Below are 19,118 nucleotides of genomic sequence, written 5' to 3'. Positions count from 1 at the left end.
CAGAGAACAAACAAGCAAATTCTAGGAAGAAGCATGAGACTGATTTTGTTGGGCGCCCCAGGTGCCGGTAAGGGCACACAGGCCACCTTCATTTGCCAGAAATATGGCATTCCCCAAATTTCAACCGGTGACATGCTTCGTGCTGCCGTCAAGGCGGGCACCCCATTGGGTATTGAAGCTAAAAAAGTGATGGACGCTGGCGGCTTGGTCAGTGACGACATCATCATTGGCTTGGTCAAAGAGCGCATCACGCAGGCCGATTGCGCCAAAGGATTTTTGTTCGATGGCTTCCCACGCACCATTCCTCAAGCTGACGCAATGAAGGCTGCTGGCGTCAAACTTGATTACGTGCTAGAAATTGATGTGCCATTTGACGCCATCATCGATCGCATGAGCGGACGTCGTGCCCACGTCGCCAGTGGACGCACTTACCATGTCAAATTCAACCCACCCAAAGTTGAAGGCAAAGACGATGTCACGGGTGAACCACTGATCCAGCGCGATGACGACAAAGAAGAAACTGTCAAAAAACGTCTCGATGTCTACAGTGCCCAAACGCGCCCCTTGGTCGACTACTACGCCAACTGGGCTAAAACGGGAGACGCTGCGGCACCTCAGTACCGCGCCATTGCCGGTATCGGTTCAGTAGACGAAATCAAAGAGCGTGCGTTCGCAGCCTTGGCCAGCTAAAACCTGTGCTTGACCCCGCTCAAGGCCGCTCTTAAGCGGCCTTTTTCTTGGCAATCAAAACCAACATTAAAGCTACGCGAGCCTGCACCGCAGTCAATGTGCCGGCATGTGCAAACACATCATCCGTTCGGTCTTGCACGCCCCCCAATGCACATCGTGACGCACGCACAACCATGGCTCCTCGGGTGTGTGCTTTTTCCAATGCAGCTTGCAAGGCTTTGTGGACGGTGCCGTTGCCTGTGCCCGCAACCACCCAACCATCGGGCGGCTGGCTGGCAAGCACAGCCTCCACCATCTCGCCTGTCACGCCTGCGTGACTCAATACCAAGACCACACGAGGCCAGGGCGCACAGGCCAGAACATCACTCAGCGTGGGCATGGCCCCCTGTTCGGCGGTCACGCACACATCACGCAATCGCTCGAAGCGTCCCGCTTGCATGCGACCGATCGGTCCTAATTCACCCGAACTGAATGGGTTCAAGCGCTGGCTGTGCAGCTTTTGAACCTCCTGCCCGGCGTGCACTTCACCAGCGCATACGACCAGCACACCGATCGCACTTGGACTTGCGGCCAAAGCGATGGCATCTTGTAGATTACGAGGACCATCGCTGTCTGGCGCGTTGGCTGCTCGCATGGCACATGTCAATACCAACGGCTTTGTAGGGCGCAACAGAGTTTGCAAAAAATAAGCTGTCTCCTCCAAAGTGTCTGTGCCATGCGTCACAACGACCCCTTGCACATCGGACTGCGCCAGCCAATGCGCGGCACGTTCAGCCAGGCAGCGCCACAACTCATCGTCCACGTCTTTGCTGTCTATCTGGGCCAGTTGTTCAGAGACAAGGGTATGAGCACTCGCCTCGAGTTTGTCTAGCAATTGAGCCACTCCGATCTGTCCTGCCCGGTAGTTTTGTGCTCGATCGACATCGTCTGCCCAGCCGGCAATCGTCCCACCTGTGGCCAAAACCACGATTTTTTTGCTTTTTTTCACATTCATCGCTTGCCAAACCTAAAAAGCTGGTTAAAAATACAGTTACTGGATATGCAGACAGTTGTATTCAAGACACTCACATTGTGCAGGAGCCGCATCGATGAATGACACGCCAAAACTCACCCCACGACAGCAACAAATTTTGGAGCTGATTCAATCGGCTATTGCCAACACGGGATCACCTCCTACGCGGGCTGAAATCGCCAACGAGCTGGGATTTAAATCTGCCAACGCAGCCGAAGAACATCTGCAAGCTTTGGCTCGTAAAGGCGTGATCGAATTGGTAAGCGGCACTTCGCGCGGCATTCGCCTGAAAGGCCAAAACCTGCGCTCCATGCAAAACTCTTTGTCTCAGCAGTTCACCCTGCCCTTGCAAAGTTTGGCCCAACTGGCCCTGCCTTTGGTCGGGCGAGTTGCTGCAGGCTCGCCGATCTTGGCCCAAGAGCATGTGGACCAAACTTATTACGTTGAGAGCAGCTTGTTCCAGCACAAACCAGACTACTTGCTCAGAGTCCGTGGCATGTCCATGCGAGACGCCGGCATCATGGATGGGGATTTATTGGCAGTGCAATCTACGCGTGACGCAAGAAACGGGCAAATTGTCGTGGCCAGACTTGGCGATGAAGTCACGGTGAAACGTTTTCGCCGTACAGCCACTCGCATCGAGCTAGAAGCAGAAAACCCCGACTACCAAACCATCGTGGTCGAACCTGGTGAGCCCTTTGAAATTGAAGGTCTCGCTGTCGGATTGATTCGTAACACCATGTTGATGTAAAGAGAGATCTACCATGAGCCTTGCCCTCTTTGGCGCTTACCGCCTGCTGAACCCGCTGCAAAACACTGTCCGAAGCTTTTTGCCTGCACAAGCTTTGCAAAGCACCCCCTCCGCCAAACGTCCTCTACCACTGCGCGTGGCACGCGTGATGGAAGCCCAACAAAGCCGCCACAACGCAGGCCGCATGGTCATTTCTGGTCGCATGGCCGATGTATGCGCTGAACTTGACCGCTTGGCCGAATTAGAAAACAGACATTGAACACACTCACGCACTGGGATGAAGCTTGGCGCTCCCCAGAAGCGTGTGACTCAACGGCAATCAGGCATTTGGGCCAAGCAAGTAATCAGCCTTGCCAAGGTCCACACCGTTGTGTCGCAAGATCGCATACGCCGTGGTGACATGGAAAAACAAGTTGGGCAAAGCCCAATGCTTGAGATAGTCTTCCCCGGTCATGGTGCGTGTTTTGTCCTTGCCTACTGGAAAGGTGATGCTTTTGAGCTCACTGCCATCTAGCGCAGAGGCAGGCACTGTTTTGATCCAATCGATGGTCTTTTGGATACGCACCATCAACTCAGATAAAGTGGTCTCGGTGTCGTCAAACTTCGGAGCTTCCAAGCCCGACAAACGCGCAACGCACAACTTAGAGGCATCGCAGGCAATCAAAACCTGTCGCGTGAACGGCAACATGTCTGGAGCCAATCGGTACTGGGTCAAAACAACGGGATCAAATTTTTTTGTTTCCGCATAGGTTTGGGCTTTGGCCAGCAAATGGCTCAAATTGGTCAACATCGTTTGAAAAACAGGCACGCTGGCAGAAGACATAGAAATAGACATGGAGTACTCCGAGCGACAATTGCCCCATCGAGTGACAAGGCACAATTGCAACATGAACATCGTTATCCTAGACGACTACCAAGACGTCGTCCGCAAACTGAACTGCGCGTCCAAGCTTGACCCGTATCAAGCCAAGGTCTACACCAACACCATCAAAGGCATCGGCCAACTCTCCGTTCGTCTCAAAGATGCTGAAATTTTGGTCCTCATCCGTGAGCGCACCCAAATTACACGTCAATTGATCGAGAAGTTGCCTAACCTCAAACTCATTTCACAAACAGGCAAAGTCGGCAGCCATGTTGATGTGGCCGCCTGTACCGAGCGTGGCATCGTGGTCGCCGAAGGCTTTGGCTCGCCCGTTGCGCCTGCTGAGTTGACTTGGGCCCTGATCATGGCCGCGATGCGTCGCATTCCTCAATACATCAGCCACTTGAAGCATGGTGCTTGGCAGCAAGCAGGGCTGAAAGCTGGCTCTATGCCCACAAACTTTGGTTTGGGCCAGGTGTTGCGAGGAAAAACCCTGGGCATATGGGGCTACGGAAAGATTGGTCAATTACTGGCTGGCTATGGCAAAGCTTTTGGCATGCGTGTTTTGTTGTGGGGCAGTGAAGCTTCGCGCGAACGTGGTTTGAAAGAAGGCTTGAATGTTGCCGCTTCACGTGAAGAGTTTTTTGCCGAATCGGATGTCGTGAGTCTGCACCTGCGTCTGAATGAGGCCACACGCGGAATTGTCACTGCCGCCGACTTGCAACGCATGAAGCCTACCGCCTTGCTGGTCAACACCTCACGAGCCGAGTTGATTGAACCCGATGCCTTGCTCGCAGGACTCAATCGAGGCCGACCCGGTATGGCCGCCATCGATGTGTTTGAAAGTGAGCCTATTTTGCAAGGCCATGCATTGTTGCGTTTGGAAAACTGCATCTGCACGCCGCATATTGGCTATGTGGAACAAGACAGCTACGAGTTGTATTTCGGCACTGCATTTGACAACGTGGTGAACTTCATCAAAGGCACGCCCACCAACATCGTCAACCCAGGCGCACTGCAAGTTCGGCGTTGACCATGAATCGCGCCACGCCGGCCGTTTTGTGGTGTTTCCTTTTCGGAAATTTTGTCATCGGGTTGGGTGTTCTGATGGTTCCAGGCTCCCTGAACGACATCAGCCGTGACCTGCAAATTTCAGTGGCGCAGGCCGGCTTTCTGATCACAGCAGGCTCGGTGCTGATGTGTTTGAGTGCACCTGTCTTTGCCACCATTTTGGGTAAACGTGATCGACGACAACTGCTCGGCTGGGTCATGCTCTGGTATGGGCTCGCCCATGCACTGTGCGTGCTGATGTCGAGTTTTCAATATATCTTGTGGATGCGTGTGTTGGCGATGGTCGCCCCTGCCATCTTCACCCCGCAAGCTGCCGCGTGCATCGGTCAATTAGCCAGCCCAGCAAATCGCGGACGGGCCATCACGTTCATCTTCATCGGTTGGTCTGTCGCCTCTGTCGTTGGTATGCCATCAGCCGCTTGGGTTGGCGAAGTCTATGGCTGGCGGGTTGTGTTTGGCTTACAGTCGTGCCTGGCTTTGATCAGCGCCATGTGGGTTTGGATCGTGATACCCAAGGGTTTGTCACCGCCCGTCATGTCTTTGTCGGCATGGCGTCAAACGTTTGGCTCCATGCCCTTGATGATGACCGTGGGTGTCACTGTCTTGAGCGCATCAGGACAGTTCGTTTTGACCGCTTACTTCGCCCCCTATTTCAAACAAACCCTGGCAACCAGCCCCGGCGAGCTGAGTGCCCTTTTTGCCTGCTTTGGTGCATGTGGCTTGCTAGGCAACCTGCTCATTTCGCGTCACATTGACCGCATGGGTAGCGCACGTGCCGTGAACCTGTGTTTGCTCTTGATGTCAATCAGCCTATTGCTTTGGTCATTAGGCAGCAACGTGTGGTTGGCTGCTTTGATCCTGGTGCCCTGGGGCTTGGGGATGTTTGCTTGCAATTCGGCACAACAAGCCCGGTTGATTCAACTCGCACCGGCTTTGGCTTCCGGCTCTGTTGCCCTCAACACCTCGGCCATTTACCTGGGACAGGCGATTGGTGCAGCCGGCGGCGGGTGGCTCATCAGCAACCACGCCATAGAACATCTGCACTGGTTTGGCTGGAGTGGCATGGTGCTGGCTTTGGCGCTGAGCTTTCAGGCCATGCGTGCTGCACGCCACACATCCGCACGCTAGGCTGATGTCTCAGGACGCGGGCTTGGCGTACCGCGCAGCCATCAACTCGGAGCAGATTTTTCTGTCTGCATTGACTTGCTGCACCGAGGTTCTCTCCGCCATGCGCTTGCTGTACTCTTTGACGGGCAAGCCAGCCAACAGGTCTTCACCCAGCACCAACTTGGTCGCCAATGACACCACAGGCAAGTGCACGATGGCCGAGCAATCTGCCAATGTGAAGCTGTCACCCGCCACATAAGGCGAAAACTTGGTGAGTTTGGCAAAACCTTCCACGCCTTTGGTCAATTGTTTGCGCACGCGCTCTTGGGTTGCCTCATTGACTTTGCCGCCAAAAAAAGCCTGGCCATAGAGCTCACGTGCCACCAACTCAATGTGCAACTCTAAATAAACAATCAACTCACGCACTTTGGCTGCGGCGAAGGGGTCTGTCGGCAACAACGGTGACTGGGGATAGGCCGCTTCGATGTATTCGGCACACACCGTCGATTCGCTCAGACAGCCTTGAGACGTTTCCAAAAAAGGAACCTTACCCATGGGAGAGCGAAGATAAATCTCAGGATCGACGGGGTTGACCCAGACCAACTCTTCTTCAAATGGGATGCTCTTTTCAAGAAGCTGAATTTTGAGTTTGTTGTAGTAATTGCTCACAGAAAAGCCGCACAGCTTGAGGGTCATATGTATCTCCAAAGTTGAATGTCTTGCAAAACATTCTGGCACAGCTCCCTGGACAAATCCGCGCTTGCAAGACGTCTTGAGCCCCCTCTCACACTGCAAAGGCGTGGCGCAGCTCGGTCATAATCTTGCGCATGAATCCGATTTACAAAACTGTAGGCGTCGTCGGCGCCGGAGCCATGGGGCGCGGCATTGCGCAAATTGCGACGCAGGCAGGCAGCCGCGTCAAACTGTTTGACATGCAGGCCGATGCGGTGTCCAAAGCCATCGCTGCCGTAGGGGCGCAATGGGAGAAGATGGCTGAAAAGCAGCGCATCAGTCCAGAACAAGTGGCTCAGTACAAACAAGCACTTCAACCCGCCGCTCAACTGGCGGACTTGGCTGATTGCGACTTGGTGATTGAAGCCATCGTTGAACGTTTGGACATCAAGAAATCGTTCTTCGCTGAACTGGAAGCTTTGGTGCAACCCACCGCAGTGCTGGTCACCAACACCTCGTCGTTGTCTGTCACGGCCATCGCTTCGGCGCTGAAGCGTCCTGAGCAATTTGCGGGCTACCACTTCTTCAACCCCGTGCCCTTGATGAAAGTGGTCGAAGTCATTGCGGGTATCAAAACCAAGCCTTCCATCTGTCAAGACTTGGCCCATTACGCCACACAAATGGGCCACAAAGCTGTACAAGCGCAAGACACGCCCGGCTTCATCGTGAACCATGCCGGTCGTGGCTACGGCACGGAAGCCTTGCGCATCGTCTCGGAGGGCATTGCTGACTTCGCCACCATTGACCGCATTTTGAAAGACCAAGTGGGTTTCAAACTTGGCCCCTTCGAGTTGATGGACTTGACGGCACTCGATGTGTCGCATCCCGTCATGGAGTCGATCTACCAGCAGTATTACGAGGAACCACGTTACCGCCCCAGCGTCATCACCGCCCAACGCTTGGCCGGTGGCATCGTCGGCAAAAAAGTGGGGGAAGGTTTCTACAAATACATCGAGGGTGTGGCGCAAGTGCCTCCCGAGCCACCCGTGCCTGTTGTGTCTGACATGCCCCCTGTGTGGGTCTCTACCCGTGCGGTGCGGCGTGCCGAGTTGTTGCAATTGCTCAAAGACTTGGGCGCCAAGATTGAAACGGGTGCCTCCCCCTCGGCACAGGCCTTGTCCATCGTGGCACCCCTAGGTTTTGATGTCACCACGGTGGCCATCGTCGAGCGGCTTGACCCAGCGCGCACCATTGGCATTGATTTCTTGATCGACGACAAGATCACCAAACGTCGCGTATTAGCGACCAACCCCGCCACACGAGCCGACATGCGCGACGCCGCGCACGCCCTGTTCGCGCGCGATGGCAAGCCCGTGAGCGTGATCCGCGACAGTGGTGGCTTTGTGACCCAACGTGTGGTTGCCACCATCGTCAACATTGCCTGTGACATTTGCCAACAAGGCGTGTGCACACCACAAGACTTAGAAACAGCCGTCACCCTTGGCTTGGGTTACCCCATGGGGCCCTTGATGATGGGCGACAAGTTCGGTCCTACCGAAATTTTGGAAGTTCTCTTCAATGTGCAGACGGTCTATGGAGATCCACGCTATCGCCCCAGCCCTTGGTTGCGTCGACGCGGTGCGATTGGCCTCAGTCTGAGCCACGTCGAGTCTTGAGCGCTGTACTGCGATGACTGCACAACTCAAAAGCACCAGCCAAGGTCAGACCCTGATCTTGACCCTGTCCGATCCCTCGCTGCGCAACGCGCTAGGGCCTGAGATGTATGCCGCCGGCATTGAGGCGCTCAATGTCGCAGAGACCAACCCCGAAATCCGCAGCGTCATCATCACCGGTGAAGGTGCTAACTTTTGCGCAGGGGGCAACTTGCAGCGCTTGCAAGGCAACCGCGACAAAGCGCCTGACGTACAAGCTCAGAGCATTGAAGGTTTGCACAGCTGGATCGAAGCCATCCGCACCTTTCCCAAGCCTGTGATCGCAGCCGTTGAAGGCGCAGCAGCAGGCGCTGGTTTCTCCTTGGTGCTGATGTGCGACTTGGTGGTCGCTGCACGCGACAGTATTTTTGTCATGGCCTACAGCAGCATCGCCTTGTCACCCGACGGTGGCGGTAGCTGGAGCTTGGCTCAGGCACTGCCGCGCCAATTGGCGTCGGAAATGCTCTTGCTGGGAGAGCGCATTGGCGCTGAACGCTTGCATGCACTTGGCGTGGTCAATCAAGTGGTCGACAGTGGCAACGCGCTCGATCAGGCGCTGCAATTGGCTGAGCGTCTCAATGCACGCGCACCCAACGCCATGTCTAGCATCAAGGAATTGCTCAACGATGCCAGCACGCACAACATGACGGTGCACTTGTCTCAAGAACGAGATCACTTCGTGAAGAACTTACACCACGCTAACGCGGGCATCGGTATCGCCGCATTTCTTCACAAAGAAAAACCAATTTACAAATCTTGAACAGGTCGCCCGAGCGACAATTTATCAACATTAGGTCACACACAAGACAGTTTATGGACGATCCCATTCTTAATATCGAAGAACGCGAGTCAATCAACGCAGGTCGTTGGTTCTCATCCCTTTCTCCTTCACTTCGACACGACATTCTTCGATGCGCTTACGTCAAACGATGCAAAGACGGCGACCTGATCGCAGCGCGCGGCGATGCGCCCGAAGAGTGGATGGCCTGCGCCAAAGGCGCCGTACGCGTGAGCTCAACCTCACTGTCGGGCAAGCAAATCACCTTCACTTATGTGGAGCCTGGCATTTGGTTTGGCGACGTGGCAATTTTGGATGGCGATCGTCGCACCCACGATGTGTACGCGCATGGCGACACCACCATCTTGTGTGTGGCCAAAGCCGACTTCCAAAAAATCTTGACGCAACACGTCGAGTTCTACGAAGCCATGTTGCGTTTGCAAGCGCGTCGTATTCGCCAACTCTTTGGTTTGGTGGAAGACCTCAACACCCTGCCCTTGCGTTCGCGCTTGGCCAAGCAACTGCTGCACCTGGCTCGCAGTTACGGTGTGCCTTGCCTGACCAACGCACAAGAAACGCGCATTGGTTTGCACCTGGCACAAGAAGAACTGGCTCAATTGCTGGGTGCTTCGCGTCAACGTGTCAACCAAGAGCTCAAGGCCATGGAGCGCGAAGAAGCCATTCGCATCGAAGCAGGTGGATTGGTCATTCGCAACCGAGAAGCTTTGCTTCACATCAGCGAAGCCGATCACTGAATAAGGCCGTCGTATGAGCCGGGATGACGCATTTGTCGGCACCCGTGCTGTCAGCGATGCCCACAGCTTTGATGTGGGAACCTTACAAACTTGGCTAAGTCAACACCTGCAAGGTTTTGCAGGTCCTTTGAGCGTGGAGATGTTCAAAGGCGGCCAATCCAACCCTACTTATAAACTCATCACCCCCAGCAAAAGCTACGTGATGCGGGCCAAGCCTGGCCCAGTGGCCAAGCTACTGCCCTCAGCCCATGCGGTAGAGCGTGAGTTCAAGGTCATGGGCGGTCTGTATGGCACCGATGTACCCGTGGCCCAAATGCATGTGTTGTGTGAAGACGAGTCCATCATCGGGCGGGCGTTTTATGTCATGGAGTTTGTGCAAGGGCGCGTGCTGTGGGATCAAACAATCCCCACCATGAACCGCCAAGAGCGTGGCGCCATCTATGACGAAATGAACCGTGTCATCGCGGCACTGCACACTGTGCCTTTTGCTGAACGTGGGCTGAGCAATTACGGTAAGCCCGGCAATTACTTCGAGCGTCAAATTGGTCGTTGGAGCAAACAATATGTGGCCTCTGTCACGCAGCCCATTGCAGAAATGGATCAGCTGATGGCTTGGCTGCCTGCGCACATGCCTGCCAGCGCCTTGGATGCCAGCAAAGTCAGCATCGTGCATGGCGACTACCGTCTCGACAATTTGATGTTCCACCCCACCGAACCCAAAGTGTTGGCTGTGTTGGACTGGGAACTTTCCACCATTGGTCATCCCTTGGCTGACTTCAGCTACCACTGCATGGCTTGGCATATTCCACCGGGCACCTTTCGTGGCATTGGCGGCGTTGACGTCGCCGCCTTGGGCATTCCCACCGAATCTGAATACATCCATCGCTATTGCGACCGCACAGGGTTAGCCAAACCACAAGATCTGAAAACCGACTGGAATTTCTACCTCGCCTACAACATGTTTCGCATTGCAGCCATTTTGCAAGGCATTGCCAAGCGCGTGGAAGCTGGTACCGCCTCCAGCACACAAGCCAAAGCATCGGGCGCTGGCGCTCGACCCATGGCCGAGTTGGCCTGGAAATTTGCACAACAAGCGTGATCACGCACAACAAGACAACACCAAGGAAATCACCATGAATTTCGACTACACCGACAAAGTCAAGGGCATGCAAGCACGCCTACTCGCATTCATGGATGAACACATCTATCCCAACGAAAAACGGTTTTATGCTGAGATTGCACAAAACCGCGCCAAGGGCAACGCCTGGGTACCCACCCAAATTGTGGAAGAGCTCAAACCCAAGGCCAAAGCCGCAGGCTTGTGGAACTTGTTCTTGCCGCACAGCCCGCGCGCACCCCAAGGCTTGTCCAATCTTGAATACGCACCTTTGTGCGAAATCATGGGGCGGGTGCCTTTTGCTGCTGAAGTCTTCAATTGCTCGGCACCCGATACGGGCAACATGGAAACCTTTGAGCGCTACGCCAGTGAATCACTCAAAGACCAATGGCTGGAGCCTTTGCTGCGGGGCGAAATTCGTTCGGCATTTTTGATGACTGAACCCGAGGTCGCATCGTCTGACGCCACCAACATCCAGTGCCGTATTGAGCGCGATGGTGACCACTACGTCATCAATGGCCGCAAATGGTGGAGCTCCGGCGCAGGAGATCCTCGTTGTGCGGTTTACATCGTAATGGGCAAGACCGACCCTGAGGCCCCACGTCACTCACAACAAAGCATGATCATCGTACCCAGCAACAGCCCTGGCGTCACCGTTGAGCGGCCCCTGACCGTGTTTGGCTACGACGACGCACCACATGGTCACATGGAAGTGGTCCTCAAAAATGTTCGCGTGCCTGTGGGCAACTTACTACTGGGTGAAGGCCGTGGTTTTGAAATTGCGCAAGGTCGCTTAGGACCAGGACGCATTCATCATTGTATGCGCACCATTGGTGCTGCCGAGCGCGCGCTGGAGTTGATGTGTCGTCGACTCAATAGCCGTGTCGCCTTTGGCAAACCTGTATCGGCGCAAGGTGTGTGGCATGAACGAATTGCCGACGCACGCATCATGATTGAGCAAGCTCGCTTGTTGACCCTCAAAGCCGCCTACATGATGGACACCGTGGGCAACAAAGTGGCGCGTGCTGAAATCGCCATGATCAAAGTCATTGCCCCAACCATGGCGACACAAATCATTGACTGGGCCATTCAAGCGCATGGCGCTGCGGGTGTGTCAGATGACTTTCCCCTCGCCTACTCTTATGCTCACCAACGCACGCTGCGTTTGGCCGATGGCCCCGATGAAGTGCATCGCAACGCCATCGCTAAACTCGAACTGGCGAGACACATTGTCTCGGCACCCCAGGAAGTTGAAATGCCCATCACCCGTGGCTGTTAAGGAATTGAAATGATCGACGTTTACTCATGGCCTACCCCCAACGGACACAAGGTCCACATCATGCTCGAAGAATGTGGGCTCAAACTTGGACGTGACTGGTTGGCCCATCCTGTCAACATTGGTCAAGGTGACCAATTCAAGCCGGAGTTCTTGAAGATCAGTCCAAACAACAAAATTCCTGCATTGGTCGATCCACACGGTCCCGACGGTAAACCGATCAGCCTCTTTGAATCAGGCGCCATCTTGCTGTACTTGGCGGCAAAGACGGGCAAGTTTTTACCCAAAAGTGACCGCGCCAAATACGAGGTGTTGCAATGGCTGATGTTCCAAATGGGTGGTGTGGGTCCCATGCTGGGCCAGGCACACCACTTTCGAATTTACGCACCCGAAAAAATTGAGTACGCCGTCAACCGTTACACCAACGAAGCCAAGCGTTTGTATGGTGTGATGAACAAGCAGTTGGGAAAAACCAAGTTCATCGCTGGCAACAGCTACAGCATTGCCGATATCGCCATCTTCCCTTGGCTGCGCAGCTGGCAAAACCAAGGCATCGACTGGGCAGACTATCCGCACCTCAAAGACTGGTTTGACCGTATCAGCGCTCGTCCTGCCGTGCAACGCGGTGTTCAGGTGTTGGCCGATTTGCGCAAACCCATCACGGATGACAAATCGCGTGAGGTGTTGTTTGGCAGCACCCAATACAAAGCGCGCTGAAAATCGTTAAGTCAACGAGGCTTTCAAAATAAAGTTGGTGGTCTCAGGCGTCGTTGCGCTGACACACGGACCATTGCTGACATACAAGCTGCCGCTACGGATGGCAACACCCGTTGCGGCACAGAGACCATCCGACGCTGATAGATACTGAGAAACAACCCCGGCGGGGGTGATTTTTAAAAGACTGCTTGAGCCAGAAGTTCCCTGATTAACGACATACACATTCCCCGTTGCAGGATCAACGGCTATGCCGTTGGGTCGATCCAGTTGGCTCGAATTTACAAAGTCACTGACCGTGTTGGTCGTGTTGTCTATTTTTTTAATGACGGGATTGACACTGCTGTCAAACAGTGTGGTGTATGTAAAACCGTTGTTGATCGATAAGCCCGTTGGCACGCCCACCACGTCCAGGCTTGCGACAGCGCCTGCACTTGAATAAACGTTCACCTTTCGGGTGGTTAAGTCTACGGCGTACAACCGACCTGTGCCAGATGACAAATGGACGCCAGCAGTCGCGGCGACACCGTAGCAATTACAAGTCGCGATCAAGGCGCGCAAACTGCCACCATTGATGGTGAAGGGATAAATACCAAGTCCGGTTCCCGAAACCGTACCTGTGACAAACAAGTCCTCACCATCCGTTGCAACGCCAAATGGGTGTGAGATACCCGTCATGCGAACAGACTGAGCACCTGTGCTGTCAATCTTCACAATGTTATTGCCACCGTAATTGGCGACATAAAGATCGGTGCCATCAAACACCATGTGCCGAGGCTCACTCAATAAGTTGCCAGCAGCAAACACACTCACGTTCACACTAGCACCTGTTGCACCAGGTGTGGAGACTGTGCCACCGCCGCCGCCTCCGCACCCAACCAAAGCCAGAAGCAAGAAGGCATATCCCCAGATTTTTGTATTCATGATCTTGTTGATCGGTTTGGCATCACTTTACTTGAGTTGCACTCGGCACATGCGTCGATGCTGATAAAGTTGACCTTCTTACAACCGATAACTCCCACTATGTTCAAGAAGTTTTGCCTGCTGACCTGTTTGCTCCTGACGGTATGGACAACTGCCTTCGCACAAGACAAACCCGAACCTAGATACAAGCCTTATCCGATCAAAAAGGGAGAGGAGTCCACCAGTTCCGAACCCAATTTCAGCAAGCCGGCCCCGCCCACTGCCTCGCGCGCATTGCTGGCACGCCCACCTCAGTCAGGCAAAGAACCCATGCTACTGCTGGGCCCTAAAAATAGGCCTTACACCGAGGCCATCGCCCACACCATCAAACTCGAATACTTCGAGTGCGAGGGCATCGTCGCACCTTGGTTTCGCGAGCTTGTCGTCGCTGAAATGAACTACTTTGCAGAACTCAATGAAATTCCTTTTGTCAAAGGCGATGCCTGTGTGGTCAGTATTGGGACTGCGAAGAGTTTGACCCCCGGTCGTATCAGCATCCACCTCTACACCAACAATCAGCGCTTGACGGCTTGCGTACGCAACGAGCAATGCCCTGTCTTTCGCAGCATCACCTTGATTCCTAAGGGTGAAGTCTTGTACCGCTCCTACTTTCTCTCCGACATGTCACGCAAACTCATTGCACAACACTGCGTGACGGACAAGGGCAAATTGCACAGTGACACCACCTGCTACACCGTTGACTGAGCACTTTATTCATCCCCTGCGTTAAAGCCTGCTCTTGAGGTGTCGATCTTCTGGGGATAAGCCCTGTTTGGTATGAAGTTGTCGACCTATTTCTCCCCCCTTGCTGTTGCCTCTTGTCTGATCGCTTTGATAGGCTGTCTGAGCACGCCATCCTGGGCCAACGACCCCAAGAAGGCCGAGCCTGTCAAGGAAGAAAAGAAATTCAAGTACGTCGATGAAGAGGGAGAAACCGGGCGCGGCTACACCTACAAACGGGTGGTCAAAGAAGCTTTTGAAGAGCCCAAACCCGTTGCCAAAGAAGAACCGAAGCCAGCCCCCAAGGCAGAATCCAAAGATGCGCATGGCAAAGATCCGCACGCCAAGCCAGAAGAAAAAAAGAAAGACGATGGTCATGGCGGGGATGACCACAAAGAGCCTAAAAAAGAAGAAAAGAAAAAAGACGACAAAAAGAAAGATGACGGTCATGGCGGCGGCCATGGCAATGCACATGGCAAAGAAGCCAAAAAGGAAGAACCCACCGTCAGTGCGCTCTATGACAAGGCCATCATCAAGCTCGATGGCAACAACCGCCCGTTCACGGCTGTTTCTCGAACGACCAAGACCGCTGACTATTTTTTATGTCGCGATGTCGTGAGCACGAAATACCGTCAAATCCTTCTCGGCGAAATGAACACCTTCGCCGACCGCATGGGCTTGCCCCATGCACAAGAACTACCCTGTATGGTCAAAGTGGCCAAGCCGAACACCAAATTTCCAGGGGCGGTTTACCTAGAGTTCTATGTAGACGACAAAGCGGCTGTGCAATGCATGCAAAAAGGTGAATGTGGTGCGACACGTCTTGTGATGCTGTACCCCAAGGACAAAACCGGCAAACACAGCAAAGAGATTTATCGTTCTTATGTTTTGACGGATCAGCACAAATACCAACGTGGCTCGTTTTGCGTCTCGCCAGAAGGGCAACTGTTGGGTGAAAAGAACTGTTATGTCGCGTTGAACCCTGATTGGTTGTTCAACTGAATCAAGACGCTTGGCCTGCCCGGAGGGGATCGAACCCCCGACCCACAGCTTAGAAGGCTGTTGCTCTATCCAACTGAGCTACGGGCAGTTACCATGAAAAAAGGCCCCGTGAGGGGCCTATTTCATGAATGGTCGGGGCGATAGGATTCGAACCTACGACCCTCTGGTCCCAAACCAGATGCGCTACCAGACTGCGCTACGCCCCGAAGCTGACTATTGTAGCCTGAGTTGACCACGGGGAAACCACGATGAAATATATTGCCGAAATTAGATAAAGTTGCAATTTAGTGCAGGAGACACCATGCAACCCCTCGTCAACATACCTCATTCATACAACGCAGCCCAGGATCTGCTGGCGCGTAACACCTCACACCCTCACAAAGTGGCTTTCATCGACGCCCTGTCGGGTCAGACGCTGACCTATGGCGAACTGACCGAACAAGCTCACCGTTTTGCCAACGCCCTGCGTTCGCAAGGCTTCGCACCAGAAACCCGGCTCATGCTGTGCATGCTGGATACACCAGCTTGGCCCGTGGTGTTTTTGGGTTGCATCCTGGCTGGCGTGGTGCCAGTTGCTACCAACACATTGCTGACAGCCAAAGATTTTGAGTACATGCTGCGTGACTCCCGCGCACAAGTCTTGGTGGTATCGAGTGCTCTTCGCCCTGCGTTTGAGGGCTTGATCGGCCAACTCCCCGACTTGAAAACTGTCATCGTGTCAGACGCAACCCACGCTGGCGCAGATCAATCATTGGAGTCACTCATTGCCCAAGCGGATGCCACACCTTCTTGCTTGAGCACCAGTGCTGACGACATGTGCTTTTGGCTCTATTCCAGCGGATCAACAGGTGCCCCTAAAGGCACCGTGCATCTGCACAGCCATTTGATTCAAACCGCCGAGTTGTATGGCAAAGGCGTTTTAGGCATCCAAGCTTCGGACGTTGTTTACTCAGCCGCCAAACTGTTTTTTGCCTACGGTCTGGGCAATGCGCTGACATTTCCCATGGCCGTCGGAGCCACCACCATCTTGCTGCCTGCCCGCCCCACAACAGCCGATGTATTTGGCATCTTGACCAAGTATCAACCGACCATTTTTTACGGTGTGCCTACTTTGTATGCCTCCTTGTTGGCAGACCCACAACGCCCGGCCAAATCGGCTTTGAAGCTGCGTGTGTGCACCAGCGCAGGCGAGGCCTTGCCCGCAGAGATTGGCAAAAAATGGACGGCTGAATACGGCAGCGAAATCTTGGACGGCATTGGTTCCACCGAAATGCTGCACATCTTTTTGAGCAACCGTCCTGGTGAGGTGCGCTATGGCACCACAGGAAAAGCTGTGCCGGGTTATGCCCTGCGGATCGTGGGAGAAGATGGCCAAGAATGCCAAGACGGTGACATTGGAGAACTCCAAATCAGCGGCCCCAGCGCTGCCCTCATGTACTGGAATAACCGGGCGAAAACCAAGGCCACCTTTGCGGGCGAGTGGACACGCAGTGGGGACAAATACATCCGCGACGCTGACGGTTACTACACCTACAGTGGCCGCAGTGACGACATGCTCAAGGTCGGTGGCATTTACGTATCACCCTTCGAAGTCGAAGCTTCGCTCATGACGCACCCCAGCATTTTGGAAGCTGCGGTCGTGGGCTTGGCCGACACCGATGGGTTGATCAAACCCAAGGCTTTTGTGGTTCTCAAATCGGGGCAGCAGCTCAGCGCCGATGATTTGAAACAACACGTCAAATCGCAATTGGCACCCTACAAATATCCCCGTTGGGTTGAGTTTGTCCACGAGCTGCCCAAAACGGCTACGGGGAAAATTCAACGCTTCAAGCTGCGCGCCTGATCACTCACAACAAAGCACGCAACTCTTGCGCAGCTCCTTGCAACAAGGGCAAGAATTGCTGCCGTATGTGGGCCGCTGTCATGGCATGGGACGGCAACACCACGTTCAGCGCTGCCACCACTTTGCCTTGTGCGTTGCGCAAAGGCACAGACATGGCACTCACCCCTAGCTCGTGCTCTTCACAGCTGATGACGTAATCGTTGATTTGCGCCTGGGCCACCTGCTCACGCAGGGTCTTGGGGTCTGTGACCGTGTGGCCTGTCAAACGCGACAAACTGCGTCCCTTCAGCCAGGCATTGAACTCCGTCTTTGTTTTACCTGCCAACAACACGCGCCCTGTGGACGTGGCATGCACGGGTAGACGTGCGCCCAAGTGCAAGCCATACGCCAGCACACGGGCCCCGTCACTGCGGGCAATGATGACCACCTCTTCTCCATCTAGCACCACGGCTGAAAACGAATGTTGCGCTTGGGCCGCCAGGCGGTTCAGGGTTGGCTGTATCACACGTGGCAACCGTGACGAAGCCAAGTAGCTGCCCGAAAAACGCATCACCTTGGCAGCCAACCAGAAGTAGCTGCCATCGGATTCCAGATAACCCAAGTGATGCAGGGTCAACAAGTGTCGACGTGCAGCAGCGCGCGTGATGCCTGCGCGTTGTGCCGCCAAGGTGGCGTTCAGCCGCTGGCGTTCTGTGTCAAAACTCTCCAGCACAGCCATGCCTTTGACCATCCCCTCAATCACATCCGCTTTGGCTATCGACATACACCGTCCTCTTTGCGCGACTATCGCACAATCAATCCAATCATCGCACAAAGCTGACTTTGCATGACATACACAAGAGGCCGCAGCACTTTATGCTTTGCTGCATTCAAAACGGAGATACACCATGCGTACACAAGTCGCCATCATCGGTGCCGGCCCATCAGGCCTTTTGCTCGGAGCCTTGCTGCACAAAGCGGGCATCGACAACATCATCCTAGAGCGCCAAAGCGGTGACTATGTGCTGGGTCGTATCCGCGCGGGAGTTTTGGAGCAGGTCACGGTCGATTTGCTCGATGAGGTGGGCGTGAGCCAACGTTTACACCATGAGGGTCTGGTGCATGGCGGCATTGAATTGCTGTTTGCAGGCAAACGCCACCGCATCGACATGAACAAACTCACCGGTGGCAAAAACGTGGTGGTCTATGGTCAAACCGAAGTCACCCGTGATTTGATGGATGACAGGGCCACCAAAGGGCTGACCACCATCTACGACGCACACGACGTCCATGTGCACGATTTCGACAGCGCCAACCCCCGTGTGACCTACACAAAAGATGGTCAAAGCCACACCTTAGAGTGTGATTTCATTGCGGGCTGTGATGGCTTTCACGGCGTGTGCCGTGCCAGCGTGCCCGAAGGATCCATCACCGAATACGAAAAGGTTTACCCCTTTGGCTGGCTGGGCATCTTGGCCGATGTGCCGCCCGTCTCTCATGAACTGATCTATGCCAACACCGACCGTGGCTTCGCCCTGTGCTCCATGCGCAGTGCCACTCGAAGCCGCTACTACGTGCAGGTGCCTTTGACCGACAAGGTGGAGGACTGGTCAGACGAACGCTTCTGGGCTGATTTGAAAAACCACCTCGACCCTGAGGCCCAAGCCAACTTGGTCACAGGCCCCTCAATTGAAAAAAGCATTGCCCCTCTGCGCAGCTTTGTGGCTGAGCCCATGCGTTTTGGCCGCATGTTCTTAGCAGGTGACGCCGCCCACATCGTGCCCCCCACGGGCGCCAAAGGCTTGAACCTGGCCGCCACCGATGTGAAGTACCTCAGCCACGCCTTGACCGAGTACTACGCCGAGAAAAGCGAAGCCGGCATTGACCACTACTCGCAACGCTGCTTGCGTCGTATTTGGCGGGCCGAACGTTTTTCGTGGTGGTTCACCTCACTCATGCACCAGTTTCCAGACACCGCAGGGTTTGGTCAAAAAGTGCAAGAGGCTGAGCTGGACTACTTGGTACACAGCGAGGCCGCCTCTCGCTCATTGGCGGAAAACTACGTGGGTCTACCGCTGAACTTTGGGGAATGAG

20 protein-coding genes and 2 tRNA genes are annotated in these 19,118 nt (G+C 54.4%); 15 read left to right on the top strand and 7 right to left on the bottom strand.

Annotated features, from left to right (window positions below):
* Positions 1 to 33 precede the first annotated feature (33 nt).
* Positions 34 to 690 carry an adenylate kinase gene (gene adk / locus B9Z39_RS05545; RefSeq protein WP_100144788.1) on the top strand — a complete coding sequence of 219 codons (657 nt, stop codon included), beginning with the start codon at positions 34 to 36 and terminating at the stop codon, positions 688 to 690.
* Between the two features lie 31 nt (positions 691 to 721).
* On the opposite strand, the gene B9Z39_RS05540 is transcribed toward adk, so the two are convergent.
* Positions 722 to 1,684 carry an asparaginase gene (locus B9Z39_RS05540; RefSeq protein WP_100144786.1) on the bottom strand — a complete coding sequence of 321 codons (963 nt, stop codon included), beginning with the start codon at positions 1,682 to 1,684 and terminating at the stop codon, positions 722 to 724.
* Between the two features lie 94 nt (positions 1,685 to 1,778).
* On the opposite strand from B9Z39_RS05540, the gene lexA reads away from it, so the two are divergent.
* Both lexA and B9Z39_RS05530 read left to right on the top strand, forming a co-directional pair.
* Complete coding sequence (gene lexA, locus B9Z39_RS05535; RefSeq protein WP_100144784.1) at positions 1,779 to 2,453, top strand: transcriptional repressor LexA; 675 nt, start codon at positions 1,779 to 1,781, stop codon at positions 2,451 to 2,453.
* Positions 2,454 to 2,466: 13 nt separating this feature from the next.
* Positions 2,467 to 2,712, top strand: a complete 246-nt coding sequence (locus tag B9Z39_RS05530) for a hypothetical protein (RefSeq protein WP_100144782.1) — start codon at positions 2,467 to 2,469, stop codon at positions 2,710 to 2,712.
* A 60-nt stretch (positions 2,713 to 2,772) separates the two neighbouring features.
* Here B9Z39_RS05530 and B9Z39_RS05525 read toward each other — a convergent pair whose 3' ends face one another.
* Positions 2,773 to 3,288 (bottom strand): DUF1993 family protein, encoded by a 516-nt coding sequence (locus tag B9Z39_RS05525; protein ID WP_100144780.1) that lies wholly within the window; start codon positions 3,286 to 3,288, stop codon positions 2,773 to 2,775.
* Between the two features lie 52 nt (positions 3,289 to 3,340).
* On the opposite strand from B9Z39_RS05525, the gene B9Z39_RS05520 reads away from it, so the two are divergent.
* Together B9Z39_RS05520 and B9Z39_RS05515 are read left to right on the top strand one after the other, a co-directional pair.
* Positions 3,341 to 4,348 carry a D-2-hydroxyacid dehydrogenase family protein gene (locus B9Z39_RS05520; protein WP_100144779.1) on the top strand — a complete coding sequence of 336 codons (1,008 nt, stop codon included), beginning with the start codon at positions 3,341 to 3,343 and terminating at the stop codon, positions 4,346 to 4,348.
* Positions 4,349 to 4,350: 2 nt separating this feature from the next.
* Entirely contained in the window at positions 4,351 to 5,514 is a 1,164-nt protein-coding gene (locus B9Z39_RS05515; protein ID WP_108300998.1) for an MFS transporter, read from the top strand.
* A gap of 9 nt (positions 5,515 to 5,523) precedes the next feature.
* On the opposite strand, the gene B9Z39_RS05510 is transcribed toward B9Z39_RS05515, so the two are convergent.
* Positions 5,524 to 6,189: a glutathione S-transferase gene (locus B9Z39_RS05510; protein ID WP_108300997.1), complete on the bottom strand. Its 666-nt coding sequence runs from the start codon at positions 6,187 to 6,189 to the stop codon at positions 5,524 to 5,526.
* A 131-nt stretch (positions 6,190 to 6,320) separates the two neighbouring features.
* On the opposite strand from B9Z39_RS05510, the gene B9Z39_RS05505 reads away from it, so the two are divergent.
* Genes B9Z39_RS05505 through B9Z39_RS05480 form a run of 6 tightly spaced genes read left to right on the top strand, consistent with a single transcriptional unit; the run spans position 6,321 to position 12,520 of the window.
* The gene (locus tag B9Z39_RS05505) at positions 6,321 to 7,841 is read left to right on the top strand and encodes a 3-hydroxyacyl-CoA dehydrogenase (protein WP_108300996.1); all 1,521 of its coding nucleotides are present in this window, start codon (positions 6,321 to 6,323) and stop codon (positions 7,839 to 7,841) included.
* Positions 7,842 to 7,854: 13 nt separating this feature from the next.
* A complete protein-coding gene (locus B9Z39_RS05500) occupies positions 7,855 to 8,637 on the top strand; it encodes an oxepin-CoA hydrolase, alternative type (protein ID WP_108300995.1) in 783 nt (260 codons plus the stop codon).
* Between the two features lie 53 nt (positions 8,638 to 8,690).
* Positions 8,691 to 9,410 (top strand): Crp/Fnr family transcriptional regulator, encoded by a 720-nt coding sequence (locus tag B9Z39_RS05495; RefSeq protein WP_100144768.1) that lies wholly within the window; start codon positions 8,691 to 8,693, stop codon positions 9,408 to 9,410.
* Between the two features lie 13 nt (positions 9,411 to 9,423).
* Positions 9,424 to 10,509 carry a phosphotransferase gene (locus B9Z39_RS05490; protein ID WP_108300994.1) on the top strand — a complete coding sequence of 362 codons (1,086 nt, stop codon included), beginning with the start codon at positions 9,424 to 9,426 and terminating at the stop codon, positions 10,507 to 10,509.
* Positions 10,510 to 10,543: 34 nt separating this feature from the next.
* Positions 10,544 to 11,806 (top strand): acyl-CoA dehydrogenase family protein, encoded by a 1,263-nt coding sequence (locus B9Z39_RS05485; protein ID WP_100145120.1) that lies wholly within the window; start codon positions 10,544 to 10,546, stop codon positions 11,804 to 11,806.
* Between the two features lie 9 nt (positions 11,807 to 11,815).
* Positions 11,816 to 12,520: a glutathione binding-like protein gene (locus B9Z39_RS05480; protein ID WP_100144765.1), complete on the top strand. Its 705-nt coding sequence runs from the start codon at positions 11,816 to 11,818 to the stop codon at positions 12,518 to 12,520.
* Positions 12,521 to 12,526: 6 nt separating this feature from the next.
* Here B9Z39_RS05480 and B9Z39_RS05475 read toward each other — a convergent pair whose 3' ends face one another.
* Positions 12,527 to 13,441 carry a hypothetical protein gene (locus tag B9Z39_RS05475; RefSeq protein ID WP_146183285.1) on the bottom strand — a complete coding sequence of 305 codons (915 nt, stop codon included), beginning with the start codon at positions 13,439 to 13,441 and terminating at the stop codon, positions 12,527 to 12,529.
* Positions 13,442 to 13,750: 309 nt separating this feature from the next.
* Here B9Z39_RS05475 and B9Z39_RS05470 point away from each other — a divergent pair, with 309 nt between their 5' ends.
* Positions 13,751 to 14,185, top strand: coding sequence for a hypothetical protein (locus B9Z39_RS05470; protein WP_100144761.1), 435 nt, complete (start codon positions 13,751 to 13,753; stop codon positions 14,183 to 14,185).
* A 72-nt stretch (positions 14,186 to 14,257) separates the two neighbouring features.
* Positions 14,258 to 15,202, top strand: coding sequence for a hypothetical protein (locus B9Z39_RS05465; protein ID WP_108300992.1), 945 nt, complete (start codon positions 14,258 to 14,260; stop codon positions 15,200 to 15,202).
* Between the two features lie 11 nt (positions 15,203 to 15,213).
* Here the strand turns inward: B9Z39_RS05465 and B9Z39_RS05460 are convergent.
* Together B9Z39_RS05460 and B9Z39_RS05455 are read right to left on the bottom strand one after the other, a co-directional pair.
* Positions 15,214 to 15,290 (bottom strand) — tRNA-Arg (locus tag B9Z39_RS05460).
* Positions 15,291 to 15,331: 41 nt separating this feature from the next.
* Positions 15,332 to 15,408 (bottom strand) — tRNA-Pro (locus tag B9Z39_RS05455).
* A 95-nt stretch (positions 15,409 to 15,503) separates the two neighbouring features.
* Between B9Z39_RS05455 and B9Z39_RS05450 the strand changes: the two genes are divergently transcribed.
* The gene (locus B9Z39_RS05450) at positions 15,504 to 17,045 is read left to right on the top strand and encodes a benzoate-CoA ligase family protein (protein WP_108300991.1); all 1,542 of its coding nucleotides are present in this window, start codon (positions 15,504 to 15,506) and stop codon (positions 17,043 to 17,045) included.
* Positions 17,046 to 17,049: 4 nt separating this feature from the next.
* On the opposite strand, the gene B9Z39_RS05445 is transcribed toward B9Z39_RS05450, so the two are convergent.
* A complete protein-coding gene (locus B9Z39_RS05445) occupies positions 17,050 to 17,808 on the bottom strand; it encodes an IclR family transcriptional regulator C-terminal domain-containing protein (protein WP_108300990.1) in 759 nt (252 codons plus the stop codon).
* Positions 17,809 to 17,932: 124 nt separating this feature from the next.
* Here B9Z39_RS05445 and pobA point away from each other — a divergent pair, with 124 nt between their 5' ends.
* Positions 17,933 to 19,117, top strand: coding sequence for a 4-hydroxybenzoate 3-monooxygenase (gene pobA, locus B9Z39_RS05440; RefSeq protein ID WP_108300989.1), 1,185 nt, complete (start codon positions 17,933 to 17,935; stop codon positions 19,115 to 19,117).
* Position 19,118 lies beyond the last annotated feature (1 nt).

This window comes from Limnohabitans sp. JirII-29 (genome assembly GCF_003063395.1).
In the GTDB taxonomy this organism is placed as follows: Bacteria; Pseudomonadota; Gammaproteobacteria; order Burkholderiales; family Burkholderiaceae_C; genus Limnohabitans.
This window is presented reverse-complemented; position numbering and strand designations above follow the sequence as displayed.